General features: G+C 47.5%; 16 protein-coding genes and 1 tRNA gene. 12 read left to right on the forward strand and 5 right to left on the reverse strand.

Features of this window, described 5'->3' with window-relative positions; genetic code table 11:
- Nucleotides 1-26 precede the first annotated feature (26 nt).
- The 4 genes from QUB56_RS30755 to QUB56_RS30770 all read left to right on the forward strand — a co-directional run bounded on the left by QUB56_RS30755 (nucleotide 27) and on the right by QUB56_RS30770 (nucleotide 4,741).
- Nucleotides 27-839 (forward strand): Ycf66 family protein, encoded by an 813-nt coding sequence (locus QUB56_RS30755; RefSeq protein ID WP_332960144.1) that lies wholly within the window; start codon nucleotides 27-29, stop codon nucleotides 837-839.
- A 274-nt stretch (nucleotides 840-1,113) separates the two neighbouring features.
- A complete protein-coding gene (locus QUB56_RS30760) occupies nucleotides 1,114-2,244 on the forward strand; it encodes a redoxin domain-containing protein (RefSeq protein ID WP_332960145.1) in 1,131 nt (376 codons plus the stop codon).
- Nucleotides 2,245-2,420: 176 nt separating this feature from the next.
- A complete protein-coding gene (locus QUB56_RS30765) occupies nucleotides 2,421-3,866 on the forward strand; it encodes a trypsin-like peptidase domain-containing protein (protein WP_332960146.1) in 1,446 nt (481 codons plus the stop codon).
- A gap of 254 nt (nucleotides 3,867-4,120) precedes the next feature.
- The gene (locus QUB56_RS30770; protein WP_332960147.1) at nucleotides 4,121-4,741 is read left to right on the forward strand and encodes a PPC domain-containing protein; all 621 of its coding nucleotides are present in this window, start codon (nucleotides 4,121-4,123) and stop codon (nucleotides 4,739-4,741) included.
- 145 nt (nucleotides 4,742-4,886) lie between these two features.
- Here QUB56_RS30770 and QUB56_RS30775 read toward each other — a convergent pair whose 3' ends face one another.
- From QUB56_RS30775 to QUB56_RS30790, 4 genes are all read right to left on the reverse strand, one after another.
- The gene (locus QUB56_RS30775) at nucleotides 4,887-5,405 is read right to left on the reverse strand and encodes a leucine-rich repeat domain-containing protein (protein ID WP_332960148.1); all 519 of its coding nucleotides are present in this window, start codon (nucleotides 5,403-5,405) and stop codon (nucleotides 4,887-4,889) included.
- 12 nt (nucleotides 5,406-5,417) lie between these two features.
- Nucleotides 5,418-5,705: a hypothetical protein gene (locus QUB56_RS30780; RefSeq protein WP_332960149.1), complete on the reverse strand. Its 288-nt coding sequence runs from the start codon at nucleotides 5,703-5,705 to the stop codon at nucleotides 5,418-5,420.
- A gap of 139 nt (nucleotides 5,706-5,844) precedes the next feature.
- Nucleotides 5,845-6,036, reverse strand: a complete 192-nt coding sequence (locus QUB56_RS30785) for a chlorophyll a/b-binding protein (protein WP_332960150.1) — start codon at nucleotides 6,034-6,036, stop codon at nucleotides 5,845-5,847.
- 94 nt (nucleotides 6,037-6,130) lie between these two features.
- Nucleotides 6,131-7,147, reverse strand: coding sequence for a succinate dehydrogenase/fumarate reductase iron-sulfur subunit (locus tag QUB56_RS30790; RefSeq protein WP_332960151.1), 1,017 nt, complete (start codon nucleotides 7,145-7,147; stop codon nucleotides 6,131-6,133).
- Between the two features lie 236 nt (nucleotides 7,148-7,383).
- On the opposite strand from QUB56_RS30790, the gene QUB56_RS30795 reads away from it, so the two are divergent.
- The 8 genes from QUB56_RS30795 (at nucleotide 7,384) to QUB56_RS30830 (ending at nucleotide 14,342) form a co-directional block, all read left to right on the forward strand.
- Nucleotides 7,384-7,626 (forward strand): hypothetical protein, encoded by a 243-nt coding sequence (locus QUB56_RS30795; RefSeq protein WP_332960152.1) that lies wholly within the window; start codon nucleotides 7,384-7,386, stop codon nucleotides 7,624-7,626.
- 170 nt (nucleotides 7,627-7,796) lie between these two features.
- Entirely contained in the window at nucleotides 7,797-7,928 is a 132-nt protein-coding gene (locus QUB56_RS30800) for a hypothetical protein (RefSeq protein ID WP_332960153.1), read from the forward strand.
- A gap of 180 nt (nucleotides 7,929-8,108) precedes the next feature.
- Nucleotides 8,109-8,294, forward strand: coding sequence for a hypothetical protein (locus QUB56_RS30805; protein WP_332960154.1), 186 nt, complete (start codon nucleotides 8,109-8,111; stop codon nucleotides 8,292-8,294).
- A 513-nt stretch (nucleotides 8,295-8,807) separates the two neighbouring features.
- Nucleotides 8,808-9,539, forward strand: a complete 732-nt coding sequence (gene radC / locus QUB56_RS30810) for a RadC family protein (protein WP_332960155.1) — start codon at nucleotides 8,808-8,810, stop codon at nucleotides 9,537-9,539.
- Between the two features lie 317 nt (nucleotides 9,540-9,856).
- Nucleotides 9,857-10,195: a DUF1815 family protein gene (locus tag QUB56_RS30815; protein WP_015176985.1), complete on the forward strand. Its 339-nt coding sequence runs from the start codon at nucleotides 9,857-9,859 to the stop codon at nucleotides 10,193-10,195.
- A gap of 705 nt (nucleotides 10,196-10,900) precedes the next feature.
- Nucleotides 10,901-11,380 (forward strand): DUF4079 domain-containing protein, encoded by a 480-nt coding sequence (locus tag QUB56_RS30820; RefSeq protein ID WP_332960156.1) that lies wholly within the window; start codon nucleotides 10,901-10,903, stop codon nucleotides 11,378-11,380.
- Between the two features lie 202 nt (nucleotides 11,381-11,582).
- Nucleotides 11,583-14,195, forward strand: a complete 2,613-nt coding sequence (locus QUB56_RS30825) for a ComEC/Rec2 family competence protein (RefSeq protein WP_332960157.1) — start codon at nucleotides 11,583-11,585, stop codon at nucleotides 14,193-14,195.
- A gap of 60 nt (nucleotides 14,196-14,255) precedes the next feature.
- Nucleotides 14,256-14,342 (forward strand) — tRNA-Ser (locus QUB56_RS30830).
- A gap of 149 nt (nucleotides 14,343-14,491) precedes the next feature.
- On the opposite strand, the gene QUB56_RS30835 is transcribed toward QUB56_RS30830, so the two are convergent.
- Nucleotides 14,492-14,740, reverse strand: a 249-nt coding sequence (locus QUB56_RS30835) for a flagellar alpha dynein (RefSeq protein WP_332960158.1), incomplete at its 5' end; no start/stop codon positions are given.

The following is a 14,740-nucleotide window of genomic DNA, read 5'->3' on the forward strand; positions in this document are numbered from 1 at the left end:
ATAGGAAAGACATAGGAGATAGGCTAATGGTCAATTTAGGATTGAACTGGAGCAGCCTGCTAGGGATTATCCTAGCAGTTGCAGGGGCAGGACTGTATTTTCTGCGATCGTGGCGTCCCAAACTAGCCCGAGACCACGATATTTTTTTTGCAGCAGTCGGCTTGCTGTGCGGCGGTATTCTATTATTTCAAGGGTGGCGGCTTGACCCAATTCTGGCATTCGGTCAATTTCTGCTCAGCGGTACCGCCATATTTTTTGCAGCAGAAAGCATCAAGCTGCGAGGAGCGACCACAGCCCAAGCCAAAAGCCGCGTCCAATACGTCGATGAAGAGCGACCAGTCAGCAACGCCTACGGTTACGATGGCTACGATGCCGAAATTGAGCAGCTAGAACCAGAGGAAGACTATCCGCCGCGTCCCCGGATCAGAGGCAGCCAAGACTACCGTTCCTCCCGGGATGCCTACGACGACGAACCCCGCCGCCGTCCCTCGAACCGCAACGGCAGCGTTAACACCGGACGGCCCGAGTCGCCGGATCGATCGTCGTCGCGCAAACGTCCCGCACGCCCGGAAGCCCCGCCCACCCAAGGGTCTGACAACTGGGACGTTTCAGACAACCCCGAAGAAAGACCCGCCCGCAGCCGTAGCAGTCGTCCCCCTGCTTCGGAAAACCGCAGTTCCGATACGCCGCCGAGAACCAAAAAACCCCGTCCTGCAGAAGCATCTAGGTCTCGCCCCAGCAACCGCGACGTGGAAGCACCGCCGTCAGACTACGTAGAGTATCGACCTGTAGAATACCCGGAAGACCAACCGGATAATTCCCCCAATTTCGACAAATAGGCAAAAACTAAGTAGATGGGTGAAACTAAACATTTCTCGTGCCCGCAGGCAAAAAAATAAGTTGCGTTTATTGATACCCATCTACTTATTATCAGAGCTTAGACTTATTGCTTAAAAAGACTGTAAATTGCGAGGGTGAAACCGCAGAAAAACGCCGATTTACACCAATAAAAGCTAATTTTTTGGTAATAAACGATTTTAACATACCGAACCAGTGGAACTAATCGACAGCATAATAATCTAAATATAAAATTCCAAATCTCAAATCAGCAAGATGGCATTACTCGAAATAGGAGATCCGGCTCCTTGGTTTTCCATTCCTTCTACAAATAACCCCTTATTTCATTTCTCCACGGTTGGCGGCCGGCGAGTCGTGCTGTTTTTCTTTGCCAGCGCAGCTTTTGAACAAATCCAAGTTATCCTCAAAAACTTTCAAGAGCTATCAGAGGAATTCCAAAGCTTGCAAGTAGCGCGGTTCGGAGTGAGCGTTGACCCAGGAGACAAAGAACACAACAGACCGACAGCAATTGCTCCGTCATTCATCTTTTTCTGGGACTTGGATAAAACAGTCAGTCAGCAGTACGGTGTTTCCCGAGATGTCGAACAAAATGGAGTTGCCGGAGTTCACTATGCACCCCAAACTTTTGTACTCAACGAAAACCTTCAGATAATTAATATTTTGCCCATGGGCGAACCGCACCAACACGCCCAGCAAGTATTAGATTTTCTCAAAACTTTGCCCCCTATTGAGGAAGCCCGAGCAGCCACTCGCCACGCCCCGGTGTTGGTAATTCCTAACGTTTTGGACAAAGCATCTTGCCGCAGTTTGATCGATATGTACAAAGCTAATGGTGGCAGTCCCTCGGGCTTTATGAGGCAACTGGACGGGAAAACTGTTGGCCTGCACGACGAGAATTTCAAGAAACGCTGCGATTTCTTTATTGAAGACCCGAAGTTACAGCAGCGATTGAATGCGATTGTTTTGCGCCGGGTGCGGCCGGAAGTAGAAAAAGCTTTTCAGTTTACAATTACCAGGTTTGAGCGGTATTTGGTGGGCTGTTACGATGCCCAGAGTGGCGGTTATTTTCGGCCGCACCGCGACAACACCAGCAAAGCTACGCGGCACCGCAGGTTTGCGATGACGCTAAACTTGAATGTGGGAGAGTACACGGGGGGATTTTTACGGTTTCCAGAGTACGCGCCGCACGGTTATAAAGGGGATTCGGGCACGGCGATTATTTTTTCGTGTTCTGTGCTGCACGAAGCGACGCCGGTGATTAGCGGCCAGCGTTTTGCTTTGCTGTCTTTTTTCTATGGCAATGAGGATGCTGTGGTGCGACAAGCTAATTCTAAGTATTTAGCTGACGCACCGGATTCTAGAATTGCCGAAACTACGGAGGGATAGTCTTCTTCTGAGGATTTGGGTTTCAATCGCCGGCGTTGCGCCAAAACCGATCGCTCTTGAGGGCGTTGATTTTTCACGGACGCTGTACAAGTCCTAAAATAATTACAAAGGGTAGTTAGCAGTTAGCAACAAAACCTAATTCCTAGCTACCGATCGCTAAACACTAATCGATCGCCATGAATTTAAAACTTCTAAGTTTAGCAGTATCGGGAATTTTAACGGTTGGGGTTGCAGCCAGCCCTGCTGCGGTTGTTACCACATCCCCTGTGCGGCAATCAACAGATTTAAGGGAATTTAACTCGGTGCACGGACAAGGTGCGATCGCCCAAAATGTCGAAGAACAAACCAATATTCGAGTCTACGAAAAGGCCAGTCCGGCGGTTGTTACCGTCGATACAGATAGATCTAACGGCAGCGGCACAATTATCAGCCCTGACGGCATGGTGTTAACGAACGCCCACGTCGTTTCAGCAGGCGGTACCGTGAATATAATTCTGTCAGACGGCAGGAAATTTGTCGCCGATGTCGTCGGATTCGGTGAAGACGGTCTAGACTTAGCCGTGGTTAAGATTCGCGGTCAAAATAATTTGCCGACCATTCCTTTAGCCCGTCCCGGTTCGGTGAAAGTCGGGCAACAAGCATTTGCCATCGGCAATCCATTCGGTAAATTTCAAGGTACTTTCACAGTCGGAATCGTCAGCCGCATCGACCTTTCTCGCGGCTTAGTTCAAACCGATGCCGCCATCAATCCCGGCAATTCTGGAGGGCCGCTGCTCAACAGTTCTGGAGAATTAATCGGCGTCAATACTTCTATTTTTACTCGCGATCGGGGCGGTGGCAATATCGGTATCGGTTTTGCAATTTCAGCAGACAAAGTACCCGCTTTCCTGACAGCGGTACGAGAAGGGCGAGCTCCCCGCGTGGCTCAAGCCCGATCGCCCTTTGGCAACACATTACCTGAAAAACTGGCGCTCAACGGGCCCGCAATCAGCGGTCAACTCACCGACAAGTCTCACGTTCTGCCTGCAGACAACAGCTTTTTTGACCTCTACTCCTTTGAGGGAAAAGCCGGCCAGCAAATCACAATAGAAATGAAAAGTGAAGAAATTGATCCTTATTTAATATTGCTCGGGCCCAACCAGCGCGGAATCGCGCAAGATGATGACGGAGCCGGCAGTAAAAACGCCAGAATTACAGTCAGGCTGCCAGCAGACGGCACTTACACGTTAGTGGCAAATTCCTACGAACCTAGCGAGTCGGGGGCTTATACGTTAGAACTGAAAGCGAGTGCTACCGAGCCTTCTCGGGCGATTTTGCAAGAAGAAGGCGCTTTAGTCGCAGGCGGCCCGGTACTGCCGTCTGACAACAGTCTGTATCGCGAGTATACTTTTGAAGGTCGAGCTGGTCAGTCTGTAGCAATTTCCCTCGAAAGTACAGATTTCGAGCCCTATGTGGCTATCATTGGCCCTAACGACCGATTACTGGCACAAAATGACGATGGGAGCGATTCGGCTAAAAATGCGTTTCTGAGCGTTACTTTGCCCTCTACGGGTCGCTATCGCGTAATTGTCAATGCTTACGATGCTTCGGGCCGGGGTCGTTACACTCTAACTGTCCGTTGAAAATGGGTAATTGGTAATCGGTAATCGGTACTTGGGAATTGGTCGAATTATTTTTCTTCCGGCTTCCTTCTTCCTGCTTCCTGACCTCCGTTAAATCCTCTCGCCTGCGAATCCGTTGCCGAAATTCCTTCTTGCATCTGTTAAATCCTCTCGCCTGCGAATCCGTTGCTGAAATTCCTTCTTGCATCTGTTAAATCCTCTCGCCTGCGAATCCGTTGCCGAACTTCCTTCTTCGTGGCAAATCGAGGTAATTCATGTGTCAAGTTAGATTTTGGGCGATCGCGCCAATTGCTCTGCTAGCTATTTTTTCTGGTAAGCCGACTCTCTCCCTGTCAGCTTTAAATTCAGGTGGAGTTGCTAACAGCAGTTCTACCCTCATTTCAGCAGAATTTCCTCAGAATTTAACTGATGCCAACCCTGCTGGCTTGGCTGTTTTAGCTCAATCAAGCCCCAAGCCGTCGCCATCACCACAGAGTTCGCCAACTCAGATTCCAACTGTAGAACCTGGGCAGAGTCCTGATGCGGGTTCATCTAAGGTCATTTTAGAGCAAAACGGAGAACTCACCCCTGCTAAATCTTCTGTACTGGCCTTAGACAGCAGTTTGTACGACGACTATACCTTTGAAGGCACCCAGGGTCAGACAGTGGTTATTACCCTAGAAAGTACAGATTTTGATACTTACCTCGCTATTTTTAACTCCCAGGGCGAGCTACTTGGAGAAAATGATAATGTGACCCAGCAAAATTCCAATTCTGAGCTTACTGTTACCTTGACGGAGAGCGGTCGCTACCGCGTCATGGTCAATGCTTCCGAACCCCTTCCAAAAGGTAGAGGCAAGTACAGTTTGACCGTCCGCGAAACAACTGGAAATTAGTTTGAAAGAAACTTGAGAGTCAGGGCACAGCATTGCCGTGTCCCTATAATTCAAGGACGATCGCACTACAAGTAACTGCGATCTACCTTTGTGGTTCTACAACACCCTGTTTGCGATACCGATCGATCAGACTATCAATAAGCTGCTATCTTTTTCTCGGGGAGAGGTAAGCTTTTGGCAATCTGGATGCCCACTTACAGATAGACTCTGGCTTGAGAGGGCAAGTTTCCGGAGCGATCTGGTTTTCGTTTAGATAGAGTTCAGTCAGGTTAGTCAAGGATTCTAGCAGTTTGATGTCATTGATTTGATTGTCTTCGAGGGAGAGAATAGTTAGTTTAGTCAAGGATTCTAGCGGTTTGATGTCACTGATTTGATTGTTTTCGAGGGAGAGAATAGTCAGGTTAGTCAAGGATTCTAGCGGTTTGATGTCGCTGATTTGATGCTTGTCGAGGGTCAACACAGTCAGGTTAGTCAAGGATTCTAGCGGTTTGATGTCGTTGATTTCATTGTTGTAGAGGTAGAGCTCCGTCAGGTTAGTCAAGGATTCTAGCGGTTTGATGTCGTTGATTTCATTGTTGTAGAGTTCGAGCTTAGTCAGCTCAGTCAAGGATGCTAGCGGTTTAATGTCGCTGATGTCATTAGTGGAGAGGAAGAGTACGGTCAATTTAGTTAAGGATTATAGCGATTTGATGTCGCTGATTCCATTGAAGTTGAGATTGAGTTCCGTGAGACTCGAAAGTTTCTGATTAGCCACATCGCACTCAGTAGTCCCTGCTGTCTTCAACAGTACCTCAACAGTAAGTTTAGCTTCAGGACTCAAAGAAGCTTTTTCACGACACCAATCAGTAAATGTTCGTCCACTGTTTCCCGGTTGCGTTTCGGCGGCTTTCGCTCCAAGTCCATTTCCACATAATGTTACACCGATCGCACTACAAGCAACTACTATCCACTTTGCTAAATTCATATGTTTGTATGGCACTATAAATGTTATAATATTGTACTTATAATTTGATAAACTGTATTTTAAATAACTCTTAAAAATCAAAAGGAAGCTGAAATATAGATAATTTTTCAGCTTCCTTTATTAATTGATTTTGATCTATTTAACGCAAGCCCAGCCAGGTGAAAAAATCCTGGCGGGTGAAGAATTCTAGCAGCAAAAGAGCCACGAATCCCACCATCGCAAATCGCCCGTTGATTTGCTCGGCGTAGGCACTCCAGCCAAAGGCTGGTTCTGCTTGTGTTGGAGTATTTGGGGTTGTTGGTTTTGGGGAGGGAGGAGTTTTAGCAGTCATTTAAAAGTTTTGAGATTTGAGTTTTGAGTAATGACTTTTGGGAAGCTTTGCGATCGCACAACTTGTAATTTACCAGGAAAATGACAGCCGATCGCTAATCTGCTGAGTTTTCTAAACTTTGAACCGATTCGATCAGATTTCGCACAGTTTCGGTACCTTCTGAAGGCTCAAAAAACAGTGGGAACTTGCCGCGAGCGATCATTCTCAAACCCAATGGGCCCAGACTCAGCAAACCTTTAACGTCGCGGAAGTAGTTTCCTACTACTTCGATGCCAAATTTGCGCTCGTCTATCCAGCCGCCTTCTTTGACCAGAGCGATTAAAACTTTGCGGTGGCGGATCGATCGACTAGCTTGGTCGTCTTTGCGATCGAGAATCTCTTGTTTAATCTTACCAATTTGATCCATCGGCGCAACTTCCATCGGGCAAACCGAGTTGCAGTAGTAACAGCGCGTGCATCCCCAGACGCCTGCGGTGCCTTCGTTGTATTTTTCCAGCCGATTTTCGGTTTCGCTGTCGCGTCCGTCGGCGATCGTGCGGTAAGCTTTGGCGAGGGCGTGGGGGCCGACAAATTCCGGGTTGACTTCGCGGGCGTTGCACTCAGAATAGCACGCGCCGCAGAGGATGCAGTTGCCGGTTTGGTCGAGTTTCGATCGCTCTTGTGGAGTTTGCAGAAATTCGCGTTCTGGAATTGCTCGCGAGGCTGTGCTGACATAGGGTTCCACTGCTTCCAGGTTGTCCCAAAAACTGGTCATGTCAACAACCAAATCTTTAATTACCGGCATATTTCCCATTGGGGCTACCGTGATTTCTGGGATGAAATCTGCCGGCTTTTCGGCTTCGCTGGAATCAGCTATTTTTTGTAGTCTTGCGAGTTCGCTGGCCACATTTTCTTTGCAAGCTAATGCCGAGCGACCGTTAATGCGCATAGAACAACTGCCGCAAATTGTATTGCGGCAATTTTTGCGAAAAGCTAAAGTGCCGTCCTGTTCCCACTTGATGCTGTTGAGGCAGTCGAGGATGGTATTGCTCTCTTCCACCTCTAGGGTGTAAGCATGAACCCGGGGAGCCTCGTTTTGATTTTGGCGGACTACGTTAAAGCGGACTTTCATATTTTGAGTGTAGAATTTAGTTTCTATTTTAAGCTGAATTTTCGGCTTCTTTTAAAAGCTATTTTTTTACAACTACCTAAAGTAAGAGATTTAACAACTTTTTATTATTGCTTAATAAAAGGCCATAAGTCGAAAGTCATAAATTCTAAATTGTAGCTTTTTTTAGCGGAATTTTTGACCTATTAATTGGATATAAAAGTAATTGATCGCTGCAGTTGGCGAGTCGGAGGTGCCTTATGTCCAGCTTGTTTGTATTAACATTCATGTTTTCAACCCCGGCTTTCTGTCTGGGTCTGCTAAATCCTCAATGGGTGGGACTGGGAACTCGCAAGCGGGCGACTGTCTTGTACGGCGGGTTGATGGCAGTTTCGTTCCTTTTGGTTGGGGTTACAGCAGGTAAGCCGCCGCAAGCAGTTTCCTCGGGGCTGCTGGCCTCAACTGAATTGGCCGAATTTAGGGTCAGCGAACCTTTGTGCTGAACTTAGGGTGCTGAGGGCGCACCTCACTTTTCTGGCAGCGTTACAAAGAATTTTACCAGGACTTGAACCTGGAGGGCGAGAGACCAAGTTTTTTTAATCCACATTCCGCACCCCTACTGTTTGTCGTTAACTCTCTAATTTTGGGCGCTCTCAGTGCTGCAATCCAATCAATGGTATTATCAAATCTCAATGCCGGCGCAGATTCTGGAGAAATTAGTGATTTTCAATTGTGGTTGGCTATTTGTTCGATGTGCATGACTATACAGTTGTCTCACATCGAACCAGCCAACAAGTTTAAATAATCCTCCTCCTATAGATCCCGAATAAATTAATTATTATTTAACTTGTATTAACTTCTTCTTACCTTTTGATGTCACTAGGGATTTATCTCATCAAAAGATGTGGTCTTCTTAGATTCATACTGTCCTTTTTGACATTTAATTGTATAAGATTGCTCGGTTTTTTTGAGCAAGAATTTCTTGATGGTACAAGCCCCCGGATTTATCCGTGAAATCAATCCAAAATCGAAAATCGAAAATCCTCAAGCCCCTGGATTTATCCGTGGAATCAATCCAAAATCGAAAATCGAAAATCCTCAAGCCCCCGGATTTATCCGTGGAATCAATCGAAAATCGAAAATCGAAAATCGAAAATCGAAAATCGATTGACCTGGTTCCAAGTTGGGACGAGGGCGGCGACATCTGAGCGGGGAAATAACCGAAGGCTATTGATCCCACCCTAGTAAAAGCTAAGGTTGCGATCGCCTGTGGACTGAATTTCTTGCTGAGTGAATTTCATTTTGTTTTCTCCCTAGATGTCTACCTACCGTAGTTCCGGCATTAGTGAGATGCTAATCCCGCCGCGGGTTCTGCTTTCTACTATATTCACGGCGACTAATTAGTTGGTGAATCGAAAACTAATTAGTCGCCGTGAAGGTAAATCAACTCGCTAGGGAGATAACACGCTTTTGTGCGAGTTCTACTCGCCTGATTTCCTAACCATAATATTAAAAATATATGTGATTTTGTCCAAATTAGCGCGGAGAATATCCCTCGCGGGATGCCCACTCGAACGAGCGGTTAATGATGAAGGCTTTTTTCGGTGATTGTACCAATTGAAGAACGCAAATCGATCGGCTAAAATCATGTAATTATTGTTGAGCTTTCGGTGCTGGTGCAGCTATGACTTACAGCTTGAGAATTGTCGATTTGCCAACGAGTGAACGGCCGCGGGAGCGACTGATGGCAGGTGGCCCGAAAAGTTTGGCAACTGCGGAATTGATTGCGATTCTGCTGGGTACCGGTCAGGGACCAGGCAAACTTTCCGCCGTCGGGCTCGGACAGTATATTTTAAATCAGTTGAGTTTGCATTCCCGCGATCCTCTGGCTGTGCTGCGCAGTATTGGCGTTCAGGAGTTGACGCAGATTCACGGGATTGGTCCGGCCAAGGCGACTTCGATTTTGGCTGCGGTGGAGTTGGGGAAGCGGGTGTTTCAGTCGCGGCCGCCGGAAATGGCTGTGGTTGACTCTCCGCAAGCGGCGGCGGATGCCCTGAGTCAGGATTTGATGTGGCAGTCTCAGGAACGTTTTGCTGTGGTGCTGCTGGATGTGAAAAACCGGCTGCTGGGTACTCAGATAATTACGATAGGCACAGCAACGGAAACTTTGGCTCACCCACGGGATATTTTTCGCGAGGTGATCCGCCAGGGGGCGACGCGGGCGATTATCTCGCACAATCACCCCTCGGGGATTGTGGAGCCAAGCCCGGAGGATATTGCTTTGACGCGACAGTTGCTGGCGGGAGCGCAGTTTTTGTCGATTCCGCTGCTGGATCACTTGATTTTGGGGAATGGCGATTTTCGGAGCTTGCGGCAGACGACGACGCTTTGGGAGGAGTATCCCCAGGGCGATTGAACTCTTATACTTAACTAATTTCATTGCTATCATTAGTTATTTGTATCTTTGGCCTCTGTGACGGCTGAATCAGCCGTGACATCAGGCAAATTTTCAGGCTGGAGTCCCGGACGAGAGAGTGTTTTGGCTGAATGTCGCTGCTGATACTTCGTTTCGAGCGCAACTGGGTTAATCTAGTATAGGTAAGCTGAAGAGGTCGCTAATCCGATTTTTTTTGAGCATACTAAACGTATACTGAACCAGCACCTAAATACCCACTTATTAAGAAATTATTAAATGGGATGTAAAATACACGGTGTGGTGATAGGAGGAGAACTGTGTTTCTGAGACTTGCAGAACAACACCGTAAATTCGTTCAAGATTTGGTAATGAACCTCCAAGCTTTAGCGATCGTGCTAGAGCATCGGGGTTATCTGGCATCCTGCTACACTTGCGGGGGTCAGATGAACAGTGCCTCATTTATGGTCAGTTTGACGGACAACCATCTGATTCGATTTTTAGTGTCAGATTACGGTATCACTTGGACTGAGATGCGGGACGACCGCGAACTAATGAAACTAGAAGGTGCAGAAGCTATTAATCAGTTACAAGAACTGGCAAATCTCGTAAAGTATCAAATCCAACCTTCGGAAGCTACTTTAGCGACGGCGCAGTGAGTGCGAGCGATTGCACGGTTCCTTTTGAAGGCGACGCAAGAAAGTCACTGCTTGTCTGCTACAACCGAATCCCCAGCGAGTTAGTTGAGAGGATTCATTTAGGTGCACAGCGATGGCTGCTCAACAGACAAGGGTGCTTTCAGGGTGCCTTCAGACGGTTGAGCGCTCAGCCTTTTGAAGTGGGCCCGGGCAGACGGCATACTTTATGCCAAAAGTCTCAAACTTGGAACCTCTAGTTTTTTTTTCAGCAGTTGATTCTCCCTTGAGAGCGATTAGCAAAATGTAGAAGTGCGAAGGCTCGTCGGCTGCTATGTTAATTTCTCACTTTGGCATTCAAAAGTCAAGGAATTGAAATTAACTTTGAGCAGGCAGGTAAAATTTAACATCCAGAGTGAGGATGAGGCTGTGAAGATTGGGCGAAAGGTAGCCCCCGGAGTGTAACGTGCGGGCGAATTGCGTTTATTTTTGCTCTTCGATTTAGCTGATCGAGCTAACAATTAACTTCAAGCAGCATCACTGCTGTAAAAATCTCACAGCCGGCTTTAGCCGGCTAAGTTTTGCGTATATCTAGGCTTCTGGGCAATGTTTGGCCCTCAGGTTAAACGGCTCTTTGAAGTGCGCGAGATCGGTTGCTACACTAATATTTTATAATATTTTAATGATTAGTCCGAAAATATTTATCGCCAAGTTTGGCATCAGCATCAAATGGTCAATTTAAGCGAACTTCTAGAACCCATCGCCAGTCAATTTCGCAGTCTAGGAATTCCCGAACCAATTACCCATTGGGGACACCCTGTAATGATGGGGATCGTGGTGGCGGCGATGGGCAGTTTTGTCGGGTATACGGGATGGCAGGGACGTTTGGCCGCTGATAAAGATGTCGAACTCAAAAGTCGCTCGGATCACCGCAAGCTTGCACCGTGGATGTTTCTGTTTCTAGCTTTGGGCTATACAGGCGGCTTGCTGTCGCTGGTGATGCAGCACCAGCCAGTCATGGAAAGTCCGCATTTTTGGACGGGTTCGGCAGTGCTGGTTTTGCTGGCTGTTGGCAGCTTGATTTCGCTGACGGGTTTTGGGGGCAATAAGCTAGCACTGCGCGCGGTTCACGCTTATTTAGGCACGACGGCTCTTGCACTTATGGTGCTACACGCGGCTTTCGGTTTAAAATTGGGCCTGTCTATTTAGAAGAGGAAGAGGAAGGGAAAGAATGTAAGGAAAGAAATTTTGCTATAACTTACGCACGAGTAGCCAGAAACCGGGTTTTTTTTACCCTAATTCACGGCATTTAGCTTTTTACTCCGGTTGAAAAACCCGGTTTATTTGGTAAGGAGTGCATAAGTTCGGCATCGATTTCCCTGAAATATTCCCTCTCGCTCATTACTAATTAATGAATCAAGCAACGGGTGTCATTGTCTGTCTAGCTTACATTTTGGGATTGATTTCTACAGCGGTTCCTTGGGGTAGATATGGGATACTTGCTTTGGGAATAGCGGTGGCGATCGCCCTGCCGAACTTGTTGCGAAAATTTACTAAAAATTCGGTCAAAGTTACTAAAAAAAGACGCAGAAGACAAAAAGAAAATGCTATTGAAGAACCCTTAGATGCCAGGGAAGAATTGAGTTTGTTGTCAAGGCTGCCGAGAGCGAAATGGGTGTGGGCAGTGGCGGGTTTGGTGGCATTTTTAGCTAGCGTTTATTTTGCAGTTCGATCGCCCCAACCGGCAATTAATGACATCAGCAAACTGATTCCGGCTGGCGGGAACACTCAAGAAGTGGTGGTGACAGTTCGCGGTAGAGTGGTCAGTACGCCCCGATTGACTCGATCGGGTCGATCGCAATTTTGGCTAGCAACAGATTTAGTTAGCGAAATCAACGGCGGCGAGGGAGGAGTAGTTGTAAACCGCCCAGTATCCGGCAAACTCTACGTTACAGTGCCGCTGCTGCAAGCAACAGGTTTGTACGCCGACAATACGATCGCAGTTGTAGGTTCCTTGTACAAACCGCAGCCGCCGTCGAATCCGGGGGCTTTTGATTTTCAAGCATATTTAGCCAGAGAAGGAGCTTTTGCAGGGCTCAAAGGGCGTCAAATTGACTGGAGGAGAGAAAATGCGATCGCGGATGTAAATCGAGTTAACAACCAAGCGGATGCTTTCTGGGAGCCCAGCGCGATGCGCCCATCTCCAATTCAAGCGATGCGGCAGCGGATCGTGCGATCGCAACTATCGCAGTTGAATGTTCCCGAAGGGCCCTTGATCGGTGCGATCGCCCTCGGCAAACAAGCAGTCGATTTACCTTACAACATCCGCGACTCTTTTGTGCAAGCTGGATTAGCCCACGCGATCGCAGCTTCCGGCACTCAAGTTTCGATGGTTTTGGCTTTAGTTCTAGCTTTAACCAGGCATTTTTCCAAACAATTGCAATTTAGCTTTGGCGTCGGTGCTTTATTTTTGCTCGTGGCGTTAACGGGCTTTGAAGCTTCAGTATGCCGCGCCGCTTTGATGGGATTTGGAACACTATTTGCTTTGCTGTTGAACCGCCAAGTTAAGCCGCTGGGATTGCTGTTAATCGCTGCTACTATTTTACTGCTGGTTAACCCTTTGTGGATTTGGGATTTAGGTTTTCAACTGAGTTTTTTGGCGACTTTGGGGTTAATAGTGACAACGCCCCCGCTGATGGCCAAGTTGGACTGGATGCCGCCCGCGATCGCTTCAATTGTTGTAGTTCCAATCGCCGCTTCTGTTTGGGTGCTGCCGCTGCTACTTTACGTTTTTAGTGTGGTATCACCTTACAGCATTTTAGTCAATATTATTGCTGCTCCTTTGCTGTGGATTTTGAGTATTGGGGGGATGATTAGCGCTTTAGCTGGATTGATTTTTCCCCCGGCTGGCAGTGTTTTAGCGCAACTGCTGGATTATCCGGCAAAAGGGTTAATTGCGATCGCCGAATATTTCTCGCAATTACCAGGTAATTCGGTAGCTGTCGGTCAAGTATCGGTGTTTCAGCTAATTGCGCTTTACAGTTTAATTTGCTGGGTTTGGCTCGGGGGAAGAAGTTCGGCAACGAGCAGTGTACGGGATTTAAAGGATGGAAGGAACAAGGAACAAGGAACAACTAACAACGAACAAGTCCGATGGAAAAAACCGTCTAAGGGGAGAGAGAAGAAGGGGAAAAGTAGAGTTATTACGCTGCCTGTTTTTTCTTCGGCTTGGATTTTACCGCTGGCGGTTGCGGCGGCAATGGGTATCATAGTTTTGCCAGCTTGGCACGTTCAAGCATCTTTATTTCAAGTTACTTTGCTCGCGACATCTGGTGAGCCTGTTTTGGTAATTCAAGAGGGGGGAAAAGTAGCGCTAATTAATAGCGGTGATGAAAATACCGTAAGGTTTACAGTGTTACCTTTTTTGCAGCAGCAAGGAGTTAATTCTGTGAATTTTGCGATCGCCACTCACGGTCATTTAGGTTTGAGCGGCGGTTGGGGAAAATTACTAGAACGCTTGCCAATTAAAACATTTTATGATAACAATGCTCCCAAACAAATTCATCGTGGCAGCAATCAGGAATTTATAACGGCTGTGCAATCTCGCCAAGGCGTTTACTTTCCGTTAGAAACTAACAGTACAGTCGATCTGGGTTCGACGCGGTTGCAGTTAGTGAATGCGGAGATTCCGGTGGTAGAATTGCTCGCGGGCAATCGAACTTGGTTGCTCGTCGGTGACATGACACCGGAAGCGCAAAAAAAATTGGCAGCCACGGGAACCTTGAAGCCGGCTCAAGTGCTGTGGTGGTCGGGAAAAACCCTGACGGCTGAGTTATTAAGCGCAGTGGAACCCAAAGTGGCGATCGCATCTGCTAACGAAATCGACCCAGAAACCGCCGCCCAACTGCGCCAAAGCAAAACCCAAATATTCTGGACAGGGCGCGACGGAGCCCTCCAGTGGACCCCATCAGCGGGATTTAAGACCACTCTGGAATCTGAAGAAAATCAAACTTCTTTTCTGTAAAGATTTACAATGTGGCGCACTGTGCGGTAAAATACTTTTAGCTCACATCTCAAATCAATTGGAGAGGTGGCAGAGCGGTTGAATGCGGTAGACTCGAAATCTATTTTAAAGGCAACTTTAACGTGGGTTCAAATCCCACCCTCTCCGTACATCCCTTACTCCACAAGGCTTTGACGCTTTCCGCTTCTTTAGCCAAATGTGCAGTTTTATAGGCAGTGGTATATATGAGTGGTATATGCACCACTGCGGTATATACCACTTTTTGTTTTAACCTCACCCCACATCAGGGCGATCGGTCAGGACAGGAGTATTTCTAAAATTGCCTCCACGTCTGCCAAGTCCGCCCTAGACTTTTTACGCCGTGCCTTGAGTTGGTTGAGCAAGTCGGCCGGCTCTGGAAATTCTGCGACGGTCGGAGCCGAGTTTTTACTTGCTTCCCGTGAGCGCCGCGCTTCCTTGAGTTCTTGCTCCAGCATCTGCACCTTCAGCCCTAAATCGCCGTTGCGCTCGTGTAACTGATTCAGTTCTGCATCCCATTCTGTAAG

Origin of the sequence: Microcoleus sp. AR_TQ3_B6 (genome assembly GCF_036702785.1) — a bacterium.
In the GTDB taxonomy this organism is placed as follows: domain Bacteria; phylum Cyanobacteriota; class Cyanobacteriia; order Cyanobacteriales; family Microcoleaceae; genus Microcoleus.